15 protein-coding genes and 1 tRNA gene are annotated in these 12,359 nt (G+C 71.7%); 10 read left to right on the top strand and 6 right to left on the bottom strand.

All coding sequences use genetic code 11. From position 1 onward, the window contains the following. The first annotated feature begins 6 nt into the window (after nucleotides 1-6). From AC1DZA_RS18255 to AC1DZA_RS18210, 10 genes are all read left to right on the top strand, one after another. A complete protein-coding gene (locus AC1DZA_RS18255) occupies nucleotides 7-1,275 on the top strand; it encodes a glutamate-5-semialdehyde dehydrogenase (RefSeq protein ID WP_476763298.1) in 1,269 nt (422 codons plus the stop codon). A gap of 50 nt (nucleotides 1,276-1,325) precedes the next feature. Further along, nucleotides 1,326-1,547 (top strand): hypothetical protein, encoded by a 222-nt coding sequence (locus tag AC1DZA_RS18250; protein WP_309978685.1) that lies wholly within the window; start codon nucleotides 1,326-1,328, stop codon nucleotides 1,545-1,547. Between the two features lie 15 nt (nucleotides 1,548-1,562). Continuing rightward, complete coding sequence (gene nadD, locus AC1DZA_RS18245) at nucleotides 1,563-2,162, top strand: nicotinate-nucleotide adenylyltransferase (RefSeq protein ID WP_309978683.1); 600 nt, start codon at nucleotides 1,563-1,565, stop codon at nucleotides 2,160-2,162. After that, nucleotides 2,159-3,226 (top strand): hypothetical protein, encoded by a 1,068-nt coding sequence (locus AC1DZA_RS18240; RefSeq protein ID WP_476763299.1) that lies wholly within the window; start codon nucleotides 2,159-2,161, stop codon nucleotides 3,224-3,226. Before nadD ends, AC1DZA_RS18240 begins: the two co-directional genes overlap by 4 nt. 34 nt (nucleotides 3,227-3,260) lie before the next feature. After that, nucleotides 3,261-3,635: a ribosome silencing factor gene (gene rsfS / locus AC1DZA_RS18235; RefSeq protein WP_476773814.1), complete on the top strand. Its 375-nt coding sequence runs from the start codon at nucleotides 3,261-3,263 to the stop codon at nucleotides 3,633-3,635. Between the two features lie 92 nt (nucleotides 3,636-3,727). Next, nucleotides 3,728-3,803 (top strand) — tRNA-Ala (locus tag AC1DZA_RS18230). 75 nt (nucleotides 3,804-3,878) lie between these two features. Further along, nucleotides 3,879-5,084, top strand: coding sequence for a glutathionylspermidine synthase family protein (locus tag AC1DZA_RS18225; RefSeq protein WP_476773813.1), 1,206 nt, complete (start codon nucleotides 3,879-3,881; stop codon nucleotides 5,082-5,084). Further along, nucleotides 5,081-5,677 carry a hypothetical protein gene (locus AC1DZA_RS18220; protein ID WP_476773812.1) on the top strand — a complete coding sequence of 199 codons (597 nt, stop codon included), beginning with the start codon at nucleotides 5,081-5,083 and terminating at the stop codon, nucleotides 5,675-5,677. The genes AC1DZA_RS18225 and AC1DZA_RS18220 overlap by 4 nt, the downstream gene beginning before the upstream one ends. 27 nt (nucleotides 5,678-5,704) lie before the next feature. After that, a complete protein-coding gene (locus AC1DZA_RS18215; RefSeq protein WP_476773811.1) occupies nucleotides 5,705-6,202 on the top strand; it encodes a glutathione peroxidase in 498 nt (165 codons plus the stop codon). A gap of 89 nt (nucleotides 6,203-6,291) precedes the next feature. Further along, complete coding sequence (locus tag AC1DZA_RS18210) at nucleotides 6,292-6,819, top strand: hypothetical protein (RefSeq protein ID WP_476773810.1); 528 nt, start codon at nucleotides 6,292-6,294, stop codon at nucleotides 6,817-6,819. Between the two features lie 62 nt (nucleotides 6,820-6,881). Here the strand turns inward: AC1DZA_RS18210 and AC1DZA_RS18205 are convergent, their stop codons facing one another. The 6 genes from AC1DZA_RS18205 to AC1DZA_RS18180 form a co-directional block, all read right to left on the bottom strand. Further along, on the bottom strand, nucleotides 6,882-8,369 hold the full coding sequence (locus tag AC1DZA_RS18205) for a 2-oxo acid dehydrogenase subunit E2 (RefSeq protein ID WP_476773809.1): 1,488 nt from the start codon (nucleotides 8,367-8,369) through the stop codon (nucleotides 6,882-6,884). After that, nucleotides 8,369-9,391 (bottom strand): alpha-ketoacid dehydrogenase subunit beta, encoded by a 1,023-nt coding sequence (locus tag AC1DZA_RS18200; protein ID WP_476773808.1) that lies wholly within the window; start codon nucleotides 9,389-9,391, stop codon nucleotides 8,369-8,371. Before AC1DZA_RS18200 ends, AC1DZA_RS18205 begins: the two co-directional genes overlap by 1 nt. Continuing rightward, a complete protein-coding gene (gene pdhA / locus AC1DZA_RS18195; protein ID WP_476773807.1) occupies nucleotides 9,388-10,545 on the bottom strand; it encodes a pyruvate dehydrogenase (acetyl-transferring) E1 component subunit alpha in 1,158 nt (385 codons plus the stop codon). Before pdhA ends, AC1DZA_RS18200 begins: the two co-directional genes overlap by 4 nt. A 108-nt stretch (nucleotides 10,546-10,653) precedes the next feature. Continuing rightward, entirely contained in the window at nucleotides 10,654-11,148 is a 495-nt protein-coding gene (locus AC1DZA_RS18190; RefSeq protein WP_309978661.1) for an Lrp/AsnC family transcriptional regulator, read from the bottom strand. Continuing rightward, nucleotides 11,145-11,972 (bottom strand): oxygenase MpaB family protein, encoded by an 828-nt coding sequence (locus AC1DZA_RS18185; RefSeq protein ID WP_476763917.1) that lies wholly within the window; start codon nucleotides 11,970-11,972, stop codon nucleotides 11,145-11,147. The genes AC1DZA_RS18190 and AC1DZA_RS18185 overlap by 4 nt, the downstream gene beginning before the upstream one ends. Nucleotides 11,973-11,989: 17 nt before the next feature. Further along, nucleotides 11,990-12,359: aggregation-promoting factor C-terminal-like domain-containing protein (locus AC1DZA_RS18180; protein ID WP_476773806.1), on the bottom strand; the 370-nt coding region annotated here is incomplete at its 5' end.

The following is a 12,359-nucleotide window of genomic DNA, read 5'->3' as shown; positions in this document are numbered from 1 at the left end:
GGTCGCATGGAGCACCCCGACCTCGACGCCACGGTGATCGACGCGCGCCTCGCCGCCGCGAAGGAGGCGTCCTATCGGCTCGCGCGCGCGACGACGTCCGAGAAGGACGCTGCGCTCGCCCAGGTGTCCTCGATCCTCCGCGAGCGCACCGACGAGATCGTCGCCGCCAACGCGCTCGACCTCGAAGCCGGCCGGGCGGGCGGCCTCGCCGCGGGGCTCCTCGACCGGCTGACGCTCGATCCCGTGCGCATCGGCGCCCTCGCCGACGCCGTGCTCGAGGTGATCGCCCTCACCGACCCCGTGGGCGAGACCGTGAGCGGCCGTTCGCTTCCGAGCGGCGTGCGCATCGACCAGGTGCGCGTGCCACTCGGCGTCGTCGGTGCGATCTACGAGGCCCGCCCCAACGTGACCGTCGACATCGCCGTGCTCGCGCTGAAGAGCGGCAACGCCGTCGTGCTGCGCGGCGGCAGCGCCGCCGAGCAGACCAACGCGGTGCTCGTCGGCGTGCTCCGCGACGCCCTCGCGGCGGTCGGGCTGCCAGCCGACGGCGTGCAGACCGTCGACGACTTCGGGCGGGCGGGCGCCCGGCACCTCATGCAGGCCCGCGACTACGTCGACGTGCTCATCCCTCGCGGCAGCGCCGGCCTGATCAAGGCGGTCGTCGACGAGGCGCGCGTGCCGGTCATCGAGACCGGGGCCGGGGTGGTGCACATGTTCCTCGACGCCAGCGCGCGGGAGGACTGGGCAGTCGAGCTCGTGCACAACGCGAAGACGCAGCGCCCCAGCGTGTGCAACGCCCTCGAGACGCTGCTCGTGCACCGAGAGGCGGCCGAGCGGCTGCTGCCGCCCGTGCTCGACCGGCTCGAGGCATCCGGCGTCACCATCCACGCCGATCAGCGCGTGCGGTCGCTGCGCCCGGAGGCCCTCGAGGTCACCGACGAGGACTGGGCCACCGAGCACATGAGCCTCGACCTCTCGGTGGGCATCGTCGATTCGCTCGACGACGCGCTCGCGCACATCCGCCGGTACTCCACCAAGCACACCGAATCGATCGTCACGAACGACCTCGGCAACGCAGAGCGGTTCCTCAACGAGGTGGATGCCGCGGCCGTCATGGTCAACGCGTCCACCCGGTTCACCGACGGCGCCGAGTTCGGGTTCGGAGCCGAGGTCGGGATCTCCACGCAGAAGCTGCACGCCCGCGGCCCCATGGGGCTGCCCGAGCTCACCAGCACGAAGTGGATCGTGCGCGGGGCCGGGCACGTGCGCGGCTGACGTCGCTAGACTGTCACGAGCGACACCCGCAGGATCGAAAGGAACGGCGAATGAGCCTCACGACCGCAGTGCTGACCGGCACGGTACTCACCGAGACGGTGCACGCGAGAGAGCTCCCGATGGAGCCGTTCATGTACGGCGTCGTCGCGATCATCATCTTCGCCGCCCTGGCGTTCGTCGCGGCGTCCTACCGCGACGTCGCGAACCGCCACCGCGCGAAGGCCGAGGCCTACGCCGCCCGTCACGGCGGGAGCGAGCACGGCGGGCACTGAGCGGGCCTCCGCGCGATGACGGGTGAGAACGGTCGGCCACGCATCGGCGTGATGGGCGGCACGTTCGACCCCATCCATCACGGCCACCTGGTGGCCGCGAGCGAGGTGGCGCAGTCGCTCGGCCTCGACGAGGTGATGTTCGTGCCCACGGGCGCGCCGAGCTACAAGGCCGACGTCACTCCGGCCGAGCACCGCTATCTCATGACGGTCATCGCAACGGCGTCGAACCCGACCTTCACCGTGAGCCGCGTCGACATCGACCGCCACAAGCCCACGTTCACGATCGACACGCTGCGCGACCTGCACGAGGAGCGGCCCGACGCCGACCTCTACTTCATCACCGGGGCCGACGCGATCGCCCAGATCCTGTCGTGGAAGGACGTCGACGAGCTCTGGCGACTCGCGCATTTCGTCGCTGTGAGTCGGCCGGGACACGTGCTGTCCGTTTCGGGTTTGCCTGAGCAGGACGTAAGCTTGCTGGAGGTTCCGGCACTTGCGATCTCGTCGACCGACTGCCGGGACAGGGTGCGCCGGGGATTCCCGGTGTGGTACTTGGTGCCCGATGGGGTCGTCCAGTACATCTCCAAGCACCATCTCTATCGGAGTGTCGAATGACGTCGTCGCAGGAACCCCCGCTGACGCGCCGCGAGTTGCGTGAGCGCGAACGGCTGCGTGAGCAGCAGGAGACGTCGCCGACCCCGGATGCCGCTCAGGCGGCTCCCGCTCAGCCGGTTGCTGCTGCGCCGCAGACGACCGAGCCCCAGCGACCGCCCGTCCCGCCGGTGCAGGCCGCTCCGCCCGTCCAGGCTCCGCCGCCTGCCGCGCCCGCCCAGGTGCAGCCGGGCTACGCCGCCCCCCGTTCGGCCGGCGCCGGCACGGACCCCGCCTCCCCGTTCGGCGGCGCCGTCGTCGCGACGCCTGCGGGCGATCCGTTCGCCTCGATCCTGCCGCCGCCGATGGGTGCCGACACGGCCATGACCCCTGAGCGCACCCTCACCCGCCGTGAGCTGCGCGCGATGCTCGACGCGAACTCGACGGGCGAGTTCGACGAGCTCGACTTCGGCGATGAGCCCGCGACGCAGGCGCCGGCGCCGGCCCCCACCGCGAATCCGTTCGCGCCGACGCCGACGCCCCTGCGGGCGCCCGCGCCTCACCAGGTCGCCGACGCCGCGATCGCCGACGAACCCCTCATCGCGCCGAGGCCGGTCGGACACTGGACCGACCAGCTCAACGCCCCGGTCGACCGGGCCGAACCGTTCGACCAGCTGCTGTCGCGCGGCGGCGTGAGTCACGGCGTGCCGACCACGACGAACGCGCTCATCCTGCCGACCCTTCCCGACCACGGGCCGATGGGCGGCTCGCTGGCGGCGAGCGGCGAGACGATCGTCACCGGCTCCGTCGACCTGCCGCGCAGCTTCGGGGCCACGGGCGTGCACCCCAGCCAGATCGACTCCTCCGACGTCGACCGTCTCTTCGACCAGGTCGAGGACGGCGCCGGTGTGGGCGCCCCGGTTGCCGCGACCCGCGCCATCAGCACCCAGAACGCCGCGCGGGCCATGATGGCTCCGCCGAAGAAGGAGGGCATGAACGTTCCGCTCGTGCTCGCCGTGACCGCCGGCGTGCTCGCGCTCGGCGTCGTCGCCACCCTCGTCATCGGTGCGCTGACCGGGCTCTTCTGAGTCCGCCACCGCACCACCATCCGGAAGTGAACGCATGACCGCATCCGACCAGGCACTCGAGTCGCTCGCCCTCGCGGCGCGCGCAGCGGATTCGAAGGGCGGCGAGGACCTCGTCGCCCTCGACGTGTCGGGACCGCTGCCGTTCGCCGACGTCTTCCTCCTCGTCACGGGCAATTCCGAGCGCAACGTCGTCGCGATCGCCGACGAGGTGGAAGACGTGCTGCGCGAGGCCGGGGCGAAGACCCTGCACCGCGAGGGTCACGCCGCAGGACGATGGATCCTGCTCGACTTCGGCGGGCTCGTGGTGCACGTGTTCCACCGGGAGGAGCGCCTCTACTACGGTCTCGAGCGGCTCTGGCTGGACTGCCCGGCCCTGCCGGTCGCGCCCCTGCTCGCGCGCGAGAACTGACGCCCGCGGCATCCGCCGGCTGAGGCCGCCTCGATTTCTTTCGGAGGGCGAGGCTGGTGTAAGCTCAATTCGTTGCCCCGAACGGGGCGCACGGGTCTGTGGCGCAGCTGGTAGCGCACCTGCATGGCATGCAGGGGGTCAGGGGTTCGAGTCCCCTCAGATCCACCATTCATTCGGTTCGGCCGGTTCCCTCTCGGGACCGGCCATTCCTGTCCGTGGTGCCACGACCCCCGAAGGACTCACGTGATCCGCACCTCATCGACGCCACGTGCCGACTGGCGTGGGCGGTTCGATCGCATCGGCTTCACGTTCTACGACCTGCCTTCCGAAGGCGGGCGTCCGTACTGGCAGGAAGAGGCCGCCTACGGCTTCACGATGGCCGAGATCGACGCCTTCGAGCAGGCGACCCGGGAATTGTTCGACCGGTGCATGGACGCGGTCGAACATCTCGTCCGCACCCGCCGCTTCGCCGAGTTCGGCATCCCCACTCCGCTGCACGACCTGGTCGCGCGTTCGTGGGATGAGGACGACCCGACCGTGTACGGCCGCTTCGACCTTGCCTACGACGGCCAGGACACCATCAAGCTCCTCGAGTTCAACGCCGACACGCCGACCTCGCTCGTCGAGTCGGCTGCCGCGCAGTGGCAGTGGCTGGTGGAGACGCGGGGTCAGGACGCCGACCAGTTCAACCTGCTGCACGAACTCCTCGTCGAGCAGTGGGAGCACATCAGGACGGCTCGTCTCGGCGTGGCGGCCGGAGCACGCCTGCATCTCGCCTCGCTGCACGACACGGGCGACGGGGAGCTCATCGTCGAAGACGCCGACACGGTCGCGTACATGGCCGAGACGGCGAAGCAGGCCGGCTTCCACACGAAGCTCATCTTCGTGGAGGACATCCGGTTCGATGTCGACGCCCACCGGTTCGTCGATCCCGACGGGGAGCCGATCCGGCAGATCTTCAAGCTGTATCCGTGGGAGTGGATGGCCCAGGAGCAGTTCGCCGGATTCCTCGATTCCACGCGCGACTCGACCGCGTGGCTCGAACCGATCTGGAAGATGCTCCTGTCCAACAAGCAGTTGCTCGTCGTGCTCTGGGAGCTCTTCCCGGGCCATCCGCTCCTCCTTCCCGCGTCGGCGACGCCCGAGCCGCTCACGGGGACGGCGTACGTCTCGAAGCCGAAGCTCGGGCGCGAGGGAGCCAACGTCACGATGTTCGATGCGTCGGGTGCTGAGATCGCCTCCAACGGGGGCGACTACGGCGACACCGGATTCGTGTACCAGCAGCGTGCCGACCTCGCTCGCATCGACGGCAGGACCGTCGTCATCGGTTCGTGGGTGGTGGGCGAGACGCCGGCCGGCATCGACGTCCGTGAGACGAGCGGGCCCATCACCGGTGACCTGGCCGAGTTCGTACCGCACTACATCATCGATCCCGAGGAGTCGCGATGAGTCCCGCTGCACGCCGCCGGTCGGCGCTGGTCGAGGTCTCTGGGGCGACCCGGGCCCCGGCGCCGCGGGTCGTCGCCGCCATCGGCGTGGCCGGCGCCATGCTGCTTCTCGCCGGCTGTTCGCCGTTCCCCGAGGACGGCGTGGTCGTGTCGGGTGCCGACGGCGAGGAGTACATCCTCCCCGACGGCACGGAACGCCCCGTGTACGCCTCGAGGGAGGACTGCATCGCGGATGTCTCGGAGCAGATCCGGCTGCTCCGGGCAGAGGGCACGGCAGTGGACGCCTCGCCCGACCAGCTGTGCGAATCGTCCGACGGCTATCACGGTCACTACGGCGCCGGCCTGTGGCTCGGTCCGCTCCTGTTCTCCGGTTCCCGCTGGGACTCGTCGCGTGTCAGCTCCTGGGCGCCCGTGACCGGCGGCGGGTTCGCCAAGCCGGGGTCCACGGCGCACTCCGACGTCGTCGAGCGCGCCCCGGCCGGCGCGAAGGTCGGCGAGCGGGCGCCGCTCTCGGGCGGCTTCGGCTCGTCGGCGAAGTCCGGCGGCTTCGGATCCAGCGTGAAGGGGTCGCATTCGGGCTCGTTCGGGGGTTGAACGATCGGCGCGGGTTAGGCTCGTGAGGTGGACATCCGAGACATCCCCATCACGACCATCGACGGCGGCACCGCCTCGCTCGCCGACTACGGCGACCAGGTCGTGATGGTGGTGAACGTCGCGTCGAGGTGCGGGCTGACACCGCAGTACGAGAAGCTCGAGGCGCTCCAGCGCGAGTACGGCCCGCGGGGCTTCACGGTGCTCGGGTTCCCCTGCAACCAGTTCGCCGGCCAGGAGCCGGGATCCGCCGAGGACATCAAGGAGTTCTGCTCCATGACCTACGGCGTGAGCTTCCCGCTCATGGACAAGGTGCGGGTGAACGGCCGGCACCGGCATCCGCTCTACGCGGAGCTCACGAAGGTTCCGGATGCCGCAGGCAAGACCGGTCGCGTCAAGTGGAACTTCGAGAAGTTCGTGGTGCTGCCGGGCGGCGAGGTCGTCCGCTTCCGGCCCGCCGTGCAGCCAGACGATCCCACCGTGATCGGCGTCATCGAGCGGGGGCTCGCCGAGGCCCAGGCGGCCTGAGCCGAACCGGCCGACGGCGCGCTTCCTTGACCGGCCCCATCGAGCGGCCCACAATTGGGGGGTCATCCATCCAAGGGAGCGGGGAACCAATGAGCGACGCGTACTCACGTCCGATCGTCGACCAGCAGGGCGCACCCGGCGGTCAGGTCCCCGGTGACGACACGACCGTGGTGCTGCCCACCTCCGGTACCGCGCAGGAGAGCCCGACTCCGCGAGGCCCTCGCACGGCTTCGCCCGCGTGGAGCCGCGACCTGCGGTTCATGCTCGTCGTGCTCGTGGGCATCGTGGTGCTGTTCCTCGCATTCGCCCTGCTCATCGCGTTCAGCCCCACCGGTGCCGCGATCAGCGCCCTCGCGGTCATCGCGGCCCCGATCGCGACCATGGTGGCCGCGTACTACGGCATCTCGCTCGCGCTCCGTCAGGTGAGCGACGCGCGCAGCTCGGCGGAGGCGTCGGAGGCACGCGCGCGGGCGGCGGAGGCCAGCGCTCGCGAGTCCGACGCGTGGGCGGCGCAGATGGAGTCGGGCCTCAGGGTCGCCGTGGCGAAGTTGCGCGCGGCCGGCCAGGAGACGCGCGACATCGAGCGCGCCGCGGGCACGCCCGACGAGTTCTTCTGATCCGTCGGGCTCGCCGGCCCGTCCGAGGTCGAGCAGCCGTGCCGTGCCGTGCGCCGGCCTCGTCAGAGCTCGGCGAGCACCGAGACGGGGCGTTCGATGCATCCGGCGACGAACGTGAGGAACGCCGCCGCCTCCGCGCCGTCGCAGACGCGGTGATCGAACGAGAGCGTCAGCTCCGTCACGGTGCGCACGGCGAGCTCGCCGTCGACCACCCACGGGCGTTGCACGAGCCGCCCGATGCCGAGCATCGCTGCCTCGGGATGGTTGATGATGGCCGCGGAGCCGTCGACCCCGAGCGTGCCGTAGTTGTTCAGCGTGAACGTGCCGCCCTGCAGGGCTGCGGGCGGGAAGACACCGGTCGACGCCTCCCCGCTGCGCGACACGATCGCGTCGCGGAGCGTGCGGAGGGTGAGGTGGTCCGCCCCGTGGACGACGGGCACGAGCAGACCACGCGGCGTCTGCGCGGCGATCCCGAGGTTCACGGAGCCGTGCACGACGATCTCGTCGCGCTCGGCGTCGAAGCTGGAGTTGAGCAGCGGATGCCGCGCCAGGCCTGCCACGGCGAACCTGGCCACGAGCGCCGTGACGCCGAAGCGCTCGCCGGTCGCCTCCTGCAGCTCGCGCCGAGCGGCGAGCAGCCCGGTCGCGTCGACGTCCATCCACACGGTCGCCTCGGGGATCTCACGGCGCGAGCGCGAGAAGTGCGCGGCGGCGGCGCGGCCCATGCGATCGAGCGGCACGCGACGGTCGGTCGAGGCATCCGTCGTCGAGTGGGCGACGGATGCCACAGGCGCGGCCTGCGGCGGCGTAGAGACGTGGTCGGCGGGCGGCGCCGTCGACGCCGCGAGGCCGACCGCGCCATCCGACGTCGCCTGGATCTCACGCAGGAACGCCTCGACGTCACGGCGCATGACCAGGTGGTCGGGCCCCGAGCCGTCGAGTTGGCTCGCGTCGAAGCCGTGCTCCCGTGCGATGCGGCGCACGATCGGCGACACGACGGGGGAGCGGCGGGCGGGGTCGAGGCGCGACGGCGGCGGCGGGGCGACCGGGCGGGCGGACGCCGTGCTCGTGGCGGGTGGGACCGAGGCGCTGCGCCGGCCGAATCGGGCGGGCGCACCCGACGGGCGGGCGGTCGCGGTCGTGGCACGGGTGCCATAGCCGATCAGGACGGCGCCGGACTCCTCGGTGGCCGTGTCGACCGGCACGGCGACCCCGGGCTCGGTGGCGACCGGTGGCACGGATGCCCGGACGGGGGCGGTATCCCCTGCGGAGGCCGTGCCCGCGGCATCCGTCGCCGACTCGACCGAGGCGCCGACTGGCGCGAGCGTCATGAGCACGCTGCCGGCGTGGAGCACCTGGCCGGTCTCGCCGCCGAGCGACTCGACGACCCCCGCGAACGGCGTGGGCAGCTGCACGACCGACTTGGCGGACTCGAGTTCGACGACGGGCTGGTCGATCGCCACCTCGTCACCCGGCTGCACGAGCCAGGCGACGATCTCGGCCTCGGTGAGGCCCTCGCCGAGGTCGGGGAGGATGAAGTCGCGTCCCATCAGGCGTCCCATTCCCAGGTGTCGAGCGCCGCGAGCACGCGGTCGGGGGTCGGCAGGTGGAACTCCTCGAGCTTCGGCGAGGGGAACGGGATGTCGAACCCGGTGATACGCAGCACGGGTGCGGCGAGGTGGTGGAAGTTCCGCTCCGTGATGCGCGCGGCCACCTCGGCGCCGTAGCCGCCGAACTGGGCCGCCTCGTGGATGACCGCCGCCCGGGAGGTCTTCCGCACGGATGCCCCGACCGTCTCGTCGTCGAACGGGGACAGGCTGCGCAGGTCGACGACCTCGATCGAGAGGCCCTCGGCGGCGGCGGCGTCGGCCGACTCGAGCGCGGTGCGCAGCGTGGGTCCGTAGGCGAGCAGCGTCACGTCGGTGCCCTCGCGCACCACGACGGCACGATCCATCGGCGCGGTCGTGACCGGCAGGGCGACCGGCGCCTTCGACCAGTAGCGGCTCTTGGGCTCCATGAAGACCACCGGGTCGTCGCTGTCGATCGCCTCGCGCAGCATCGAGTACGCGTCCGCCGGGTTCGACGGCATCACGACGGTCAGGCCGGGCGTGGCGGTCCAGTACGCCTCCGAGGAGTCGGAGTGGTGCTCCACGCCCCCGATCGCGCCGGCGCAGGGGATGCGCACGACCATGGGGAGCGACATCCGGCCCTTGGTGCGGTTCCGCATCTTCGCGACGTGCGAGACCATCTGCTCGAACGCCGGGTAGCTGAACGCGTCGAACTGCATCTCGACGACGGGACGCATGCCGTACATCGCCATCCCGATCGCGGTGCCGATGATGCCCGACTCTGCCAGGGGGGAGTCCCAGATGCGGTCCTCGCCGAACCGCGCCTGCAGTCCGTCGGTGACGCGGAAGACGCCGCCGAGCGGGCCGACGTCCTCGCCGTAGACGACGACCCGGTCATCGGCGGCCATCGCGTCGCGGAGCGCGGCGTTCAGCGCGCCGGCCATGGTGAGCTGCGTCGGCGCGGATGCCTCGGGCGCGACCTGCTCGGTCGTCGTCGCGGTCATCGGGCGGCTCCTGCGGGCCGGGCGGCGGCGGACTGGGCGGCCGCGTGGATCGCGGCGTCGGCGAGCTCGGCCTCGAGGCGCGCCCGCTGTTCGAGGAGGGCCGCCCGAGGACGGGCGTAGACGTGGTCGAACAGCTCGAGGGGGTCGATCTCGGCTTCGACGGTCATCAGGTCGCGCGTGTGCGCGGCGACCGACTCCGCGGCATCCGTGATCTCGGCTCGCATGGACTCCGACAGCGCGCCCTCGGACACGAGGTACTTCTCGAGACGCTCGATGGGGTCGCGACGCTTCCAGTGCTCGACGTCGCGGGCCTGGCGGTAGCGGGTCGGGTCGTCGGAGTTCGTGTGCGCCTCGATGCGGTAGGTGAGGCCCTCGATGAGCGTCGGGCCACCGCCGGCCCGAGCCCGTTCGACCGCGGCGCGCGTGACCGCGTAGACCGCCGCGACGTCGTTGCCGTCGACGTGGTAGCCGGGCATGCCGTACCCGACGGCCTTGTCGGCGAGGGTGGCCGCGCGCGTCTGGCGCGACAACGGCACGCTGATCGCGAACTGGTTGTTCTGGATCAGGAAGACGGTGGGGGTCTGCCAGACCGCCGCGAAGTTGAACGCCTCGTGGGCGTCGCCCTCGCTCGTCGCGCCGTCGCCGAGGTACGTCATGGTCACGATCGGGTCGTGCCGCAGGCGTGCCGCGTGCGCGAGGCCGACCGCGTGCAGCGCCTGGGTGGCGAGGGGCGTCGCCTGCGAGGCGGTGCGATGCGCGTGCTGGTCGTAGCCGTTGTGCCAGTCGCCGCGGAACGACTGCAGGATGTCGCCGGGCTCGATGCCGCGCGTGAGCAGCGCGATGCTGTCGCGGTAGGTGGGGAAGAACCAGTCGCACGCCTCGATCGCCGAGATCGCGCCGATCTCGCAGGCCTCCTGGCCGTAGGCCGACGGGTAGGTCGCGAGCCGGCCCTGCCTGGTGAGCGCCGTGACCTGGACGTCGAACCGGCGGGCGATCACCATGCGACGGTAGAGCTCGAGGAGCGTGTCGAGGTCGGGCAGCTCGAAGCCGCCGGCCGACGCGCCGTGCACCGCGTGCCCCGCGTTGTCGAGGAGCCGGATCGGCTTCTCCGACGGGAGGGTTCGGACGCTCTGGTGCTCGACGTTGAGGCTCATATGGCCATGGTGCGACAGTCTGTGCCCGCGCGTGGGGCGTCGAGCGGAAGCGTGAACGAACGGCTGCGGCGCGGCCAAAGCGTTGCCGTCCGTCCGCGACGCAAGGCCTCAGGTGCGCCAGATGTCCAGGGTCTGCGCGGGCGGGTGGCCCTCGAGTTCGGCGAGGATCAGATGCGACCGCGTCGACACGACGCCGGGCATGTCGTGGATGTCGCGGAGGATCGCCTGGCTCAGCTGCTCGTGGTCGGGTGCGCTCACGGTCAGCATGATGTCGATGTCGCCCGAGACGGCCTGCACCTTCTCGACGAAGGGGAGGGTGGCGAGCTTCGCCGCGATCTCCTCCCAGGACACCTCGCCGATGCGCACGACGACGAGCGCGGAGATGTTCAGGCCGATCGCCTTGCGGTCGATCTGGGCTCCGAAGCCCGTGATCACGCCGCGCTTCTGCAGCTGCTGGACGCGGTTGTGCGCCGCGGTGCGGGAGATGTGCACCCGCTCGGCGAGGGTGCGGACGGAGAGCCGGCCGTCGCGGCTCAGCTCGGCGACGATGCGTCGATCGATGCTGTCGAGCGCGTCGCTGCGGTGCGGTGTCTGCTGGGTCATCGTCGTCCTCGTGGCTCATGCCCAGCGTAGCGGCTGCGACGACGTGCGCGACGAAGCGAGGCGCGCATCGGGGCGTGCCGCATCGCCCGAGGGAGCCGAGGATAGAACAGCGAGATCGCGCGGAACCACTCGTCGGCGACCCGCGCCGCACGCGGCGTGTAGCGGAACCCGTAGGCCTCACGGATGCCGGACGGCAGGAGCGCTGCGGTCAGCAGGCGCACGGGCGGCAGGAGGACGCGGCTGCCCGGCGGGAGCGCGGACGTGCCCGACATCAGCGCGCGCGCGACGGTGCGCGCCTCTTCGCCGACCTCGAGCCGGCGCACCCGCTCGGCCCACCACTCGTCGAACTCCGCCCGCGTGTCGGGCCACCCGCTGCCGCGGGCCTGCAGGCTCGTGCCGAGGGGGGCGTAGCCGCGGACGACCGCATCGGCGCTCGCCGTGTCGAGCCGACCCCACACGCGCTCGTGCACCGCGAGGGCCATGGCGAGCAGCGTGGAGGCGACCCAGCGCTGTGCGTCGGCGTCGAAGGCGCTGTACGACGGCCCGTCGTCGGTCGCGCCGCCTCGGACCGGGGCGTGCCGTGCGTTCACGCGTCGCGCCGCATCGCGGGCGAGCTCGTCGTCGCCGAAGCCGATGGCGTACACGTAGTCGAGCGTGCCGAGCAGCCGGTCGAGCGGACGCTCCTGGAAGCCGCTGTGCCGGGCGACGCCCCGCGCGAGGCGCGGATCGGCGAGCTGGAGGAGGATCGCGGCGCCGCCGCCCAGCAGCAACGCCCCCTCGGCGCCATGCCGGCGGAACACCTCGCGTTCGTCGTGATCGGCCATCAGTCCATGATCGGCCATCAGTACCAGTTGGTGGCGTCCGAGTGGGCCCACGCCGCGCAGGGCGAGCCGTACCGGGCGTCGATGTAGCCGAGGCCCCAGTCGATCTGGGTGGCGGCGTTCGTGCGCCAGTCGGCGCCGGCGCTGGCCATCTTGCTGCCGGGCAGCGACTGCGGGATGCCATAGGCGCCGCTCGAGGCGTTGTACGCGTCGGCGCGCCATCCGGACTCCCTCGTCCAGAGGAGGTCGAGGCACCGGAACTGGTCGGAGCCCCAGCCGTAGGCAGGGAGGCGTCCCGCCGCGTACGACTTGGCGGCCGCGCGGTCGACCACGACGCCGGGCGGGGGTGCCCCGCCACCGCCGCCGCTGCCGCCGCCCGCGTCCGCGTCC

This window comes from Agromyces sp. P2_B3, from assembly GCF_056404815.1.
This window is presented reverse-complemented; position numbering and strand designations above follow the sequence as displayed.

Coding starts and splice junctions, on each gene's coding strand:
- AC1DZA_RS18220 (WP_476773812.1), top strand. CDS start 5,081: ATGAGTCCCGCTGCACGCCGCCGGTCGGCGCTGGTCGAGGTCTCTGGG.
- pdhA (WP_476773807.1), bottom strand. CDS start 10,545: ATGAGCCTCAACGTCGAGCACCAGAGCGTCCGAACCCTCCCGTCGGAG.
- AC1DZA_RS18255 (WP_476763298.1), top strand. CDS start 7: ATGGAGCACCCCGACCTCGACGCCACGGTGATCGACGCGCGCCTCGCC.
- rsfS (WP_476773814.1), top strand. CDS start 3,261: ATGACCGCATCCGACCAGGCACTCGAGTCGCTCGCCCTCGCGGCGCGC.
- AC1DZA_RS18185 (WP_476763917.1), bottom strand. CDS start 11,972: ATGGCCGATCACGACGAACGCGAGGTGTTCCGCCGGCATGGCGCCGAG.
- AC1DZA_RS18250 (WP_309978685.1), top strand. CDS start 1,326: ATGAGCCTCACGACCGCAGTGCTGACCGGCACGGTACTCACCGAGACG.
- AC1DZA_RS18240 (WP_476763299.1), top strand. CDS start 2,159: ATGACGTCGTCGCAGGAACCCCCGCTGACGCGCCGCGAGTTGCGTGAG.
- AC1DZA_RS18190 (WP_309978661.1), bottom strand. CDS start 11,148: ATGACCCAGCAGACACCGCACCGCAGCGACGCGCTCGACAGCATCGAT.
- AC1DZA_RS18205 (WP_476773809.1), bottom strand. CDS start 8,369: ATGGGACGCGACTTCATCCTCCCCGACCTCGGCGAGGGCCTCACCGAG.
- AC1DZA_RS18210 (WP_476773810.1), top strand. CDS start 6,292: ATGAGCGACGCGTACTCACGTCCGATCGTCGACCAGCAGGGCGCACCC.
- nadD (WP_309978683.1), top strand. CDS start 1,563: ATGACGGGTGAGAACGGTCGGCCACGCATCGGCGTGATGGGCGGCACG.
- AC1DZA_RS18200 (WP_476773808.1), bottom strand. CDS start 9,391: ATGACCGCGACGACGACCGAGCAGGTCGCGCCCGAGGCATCCGCGCCG.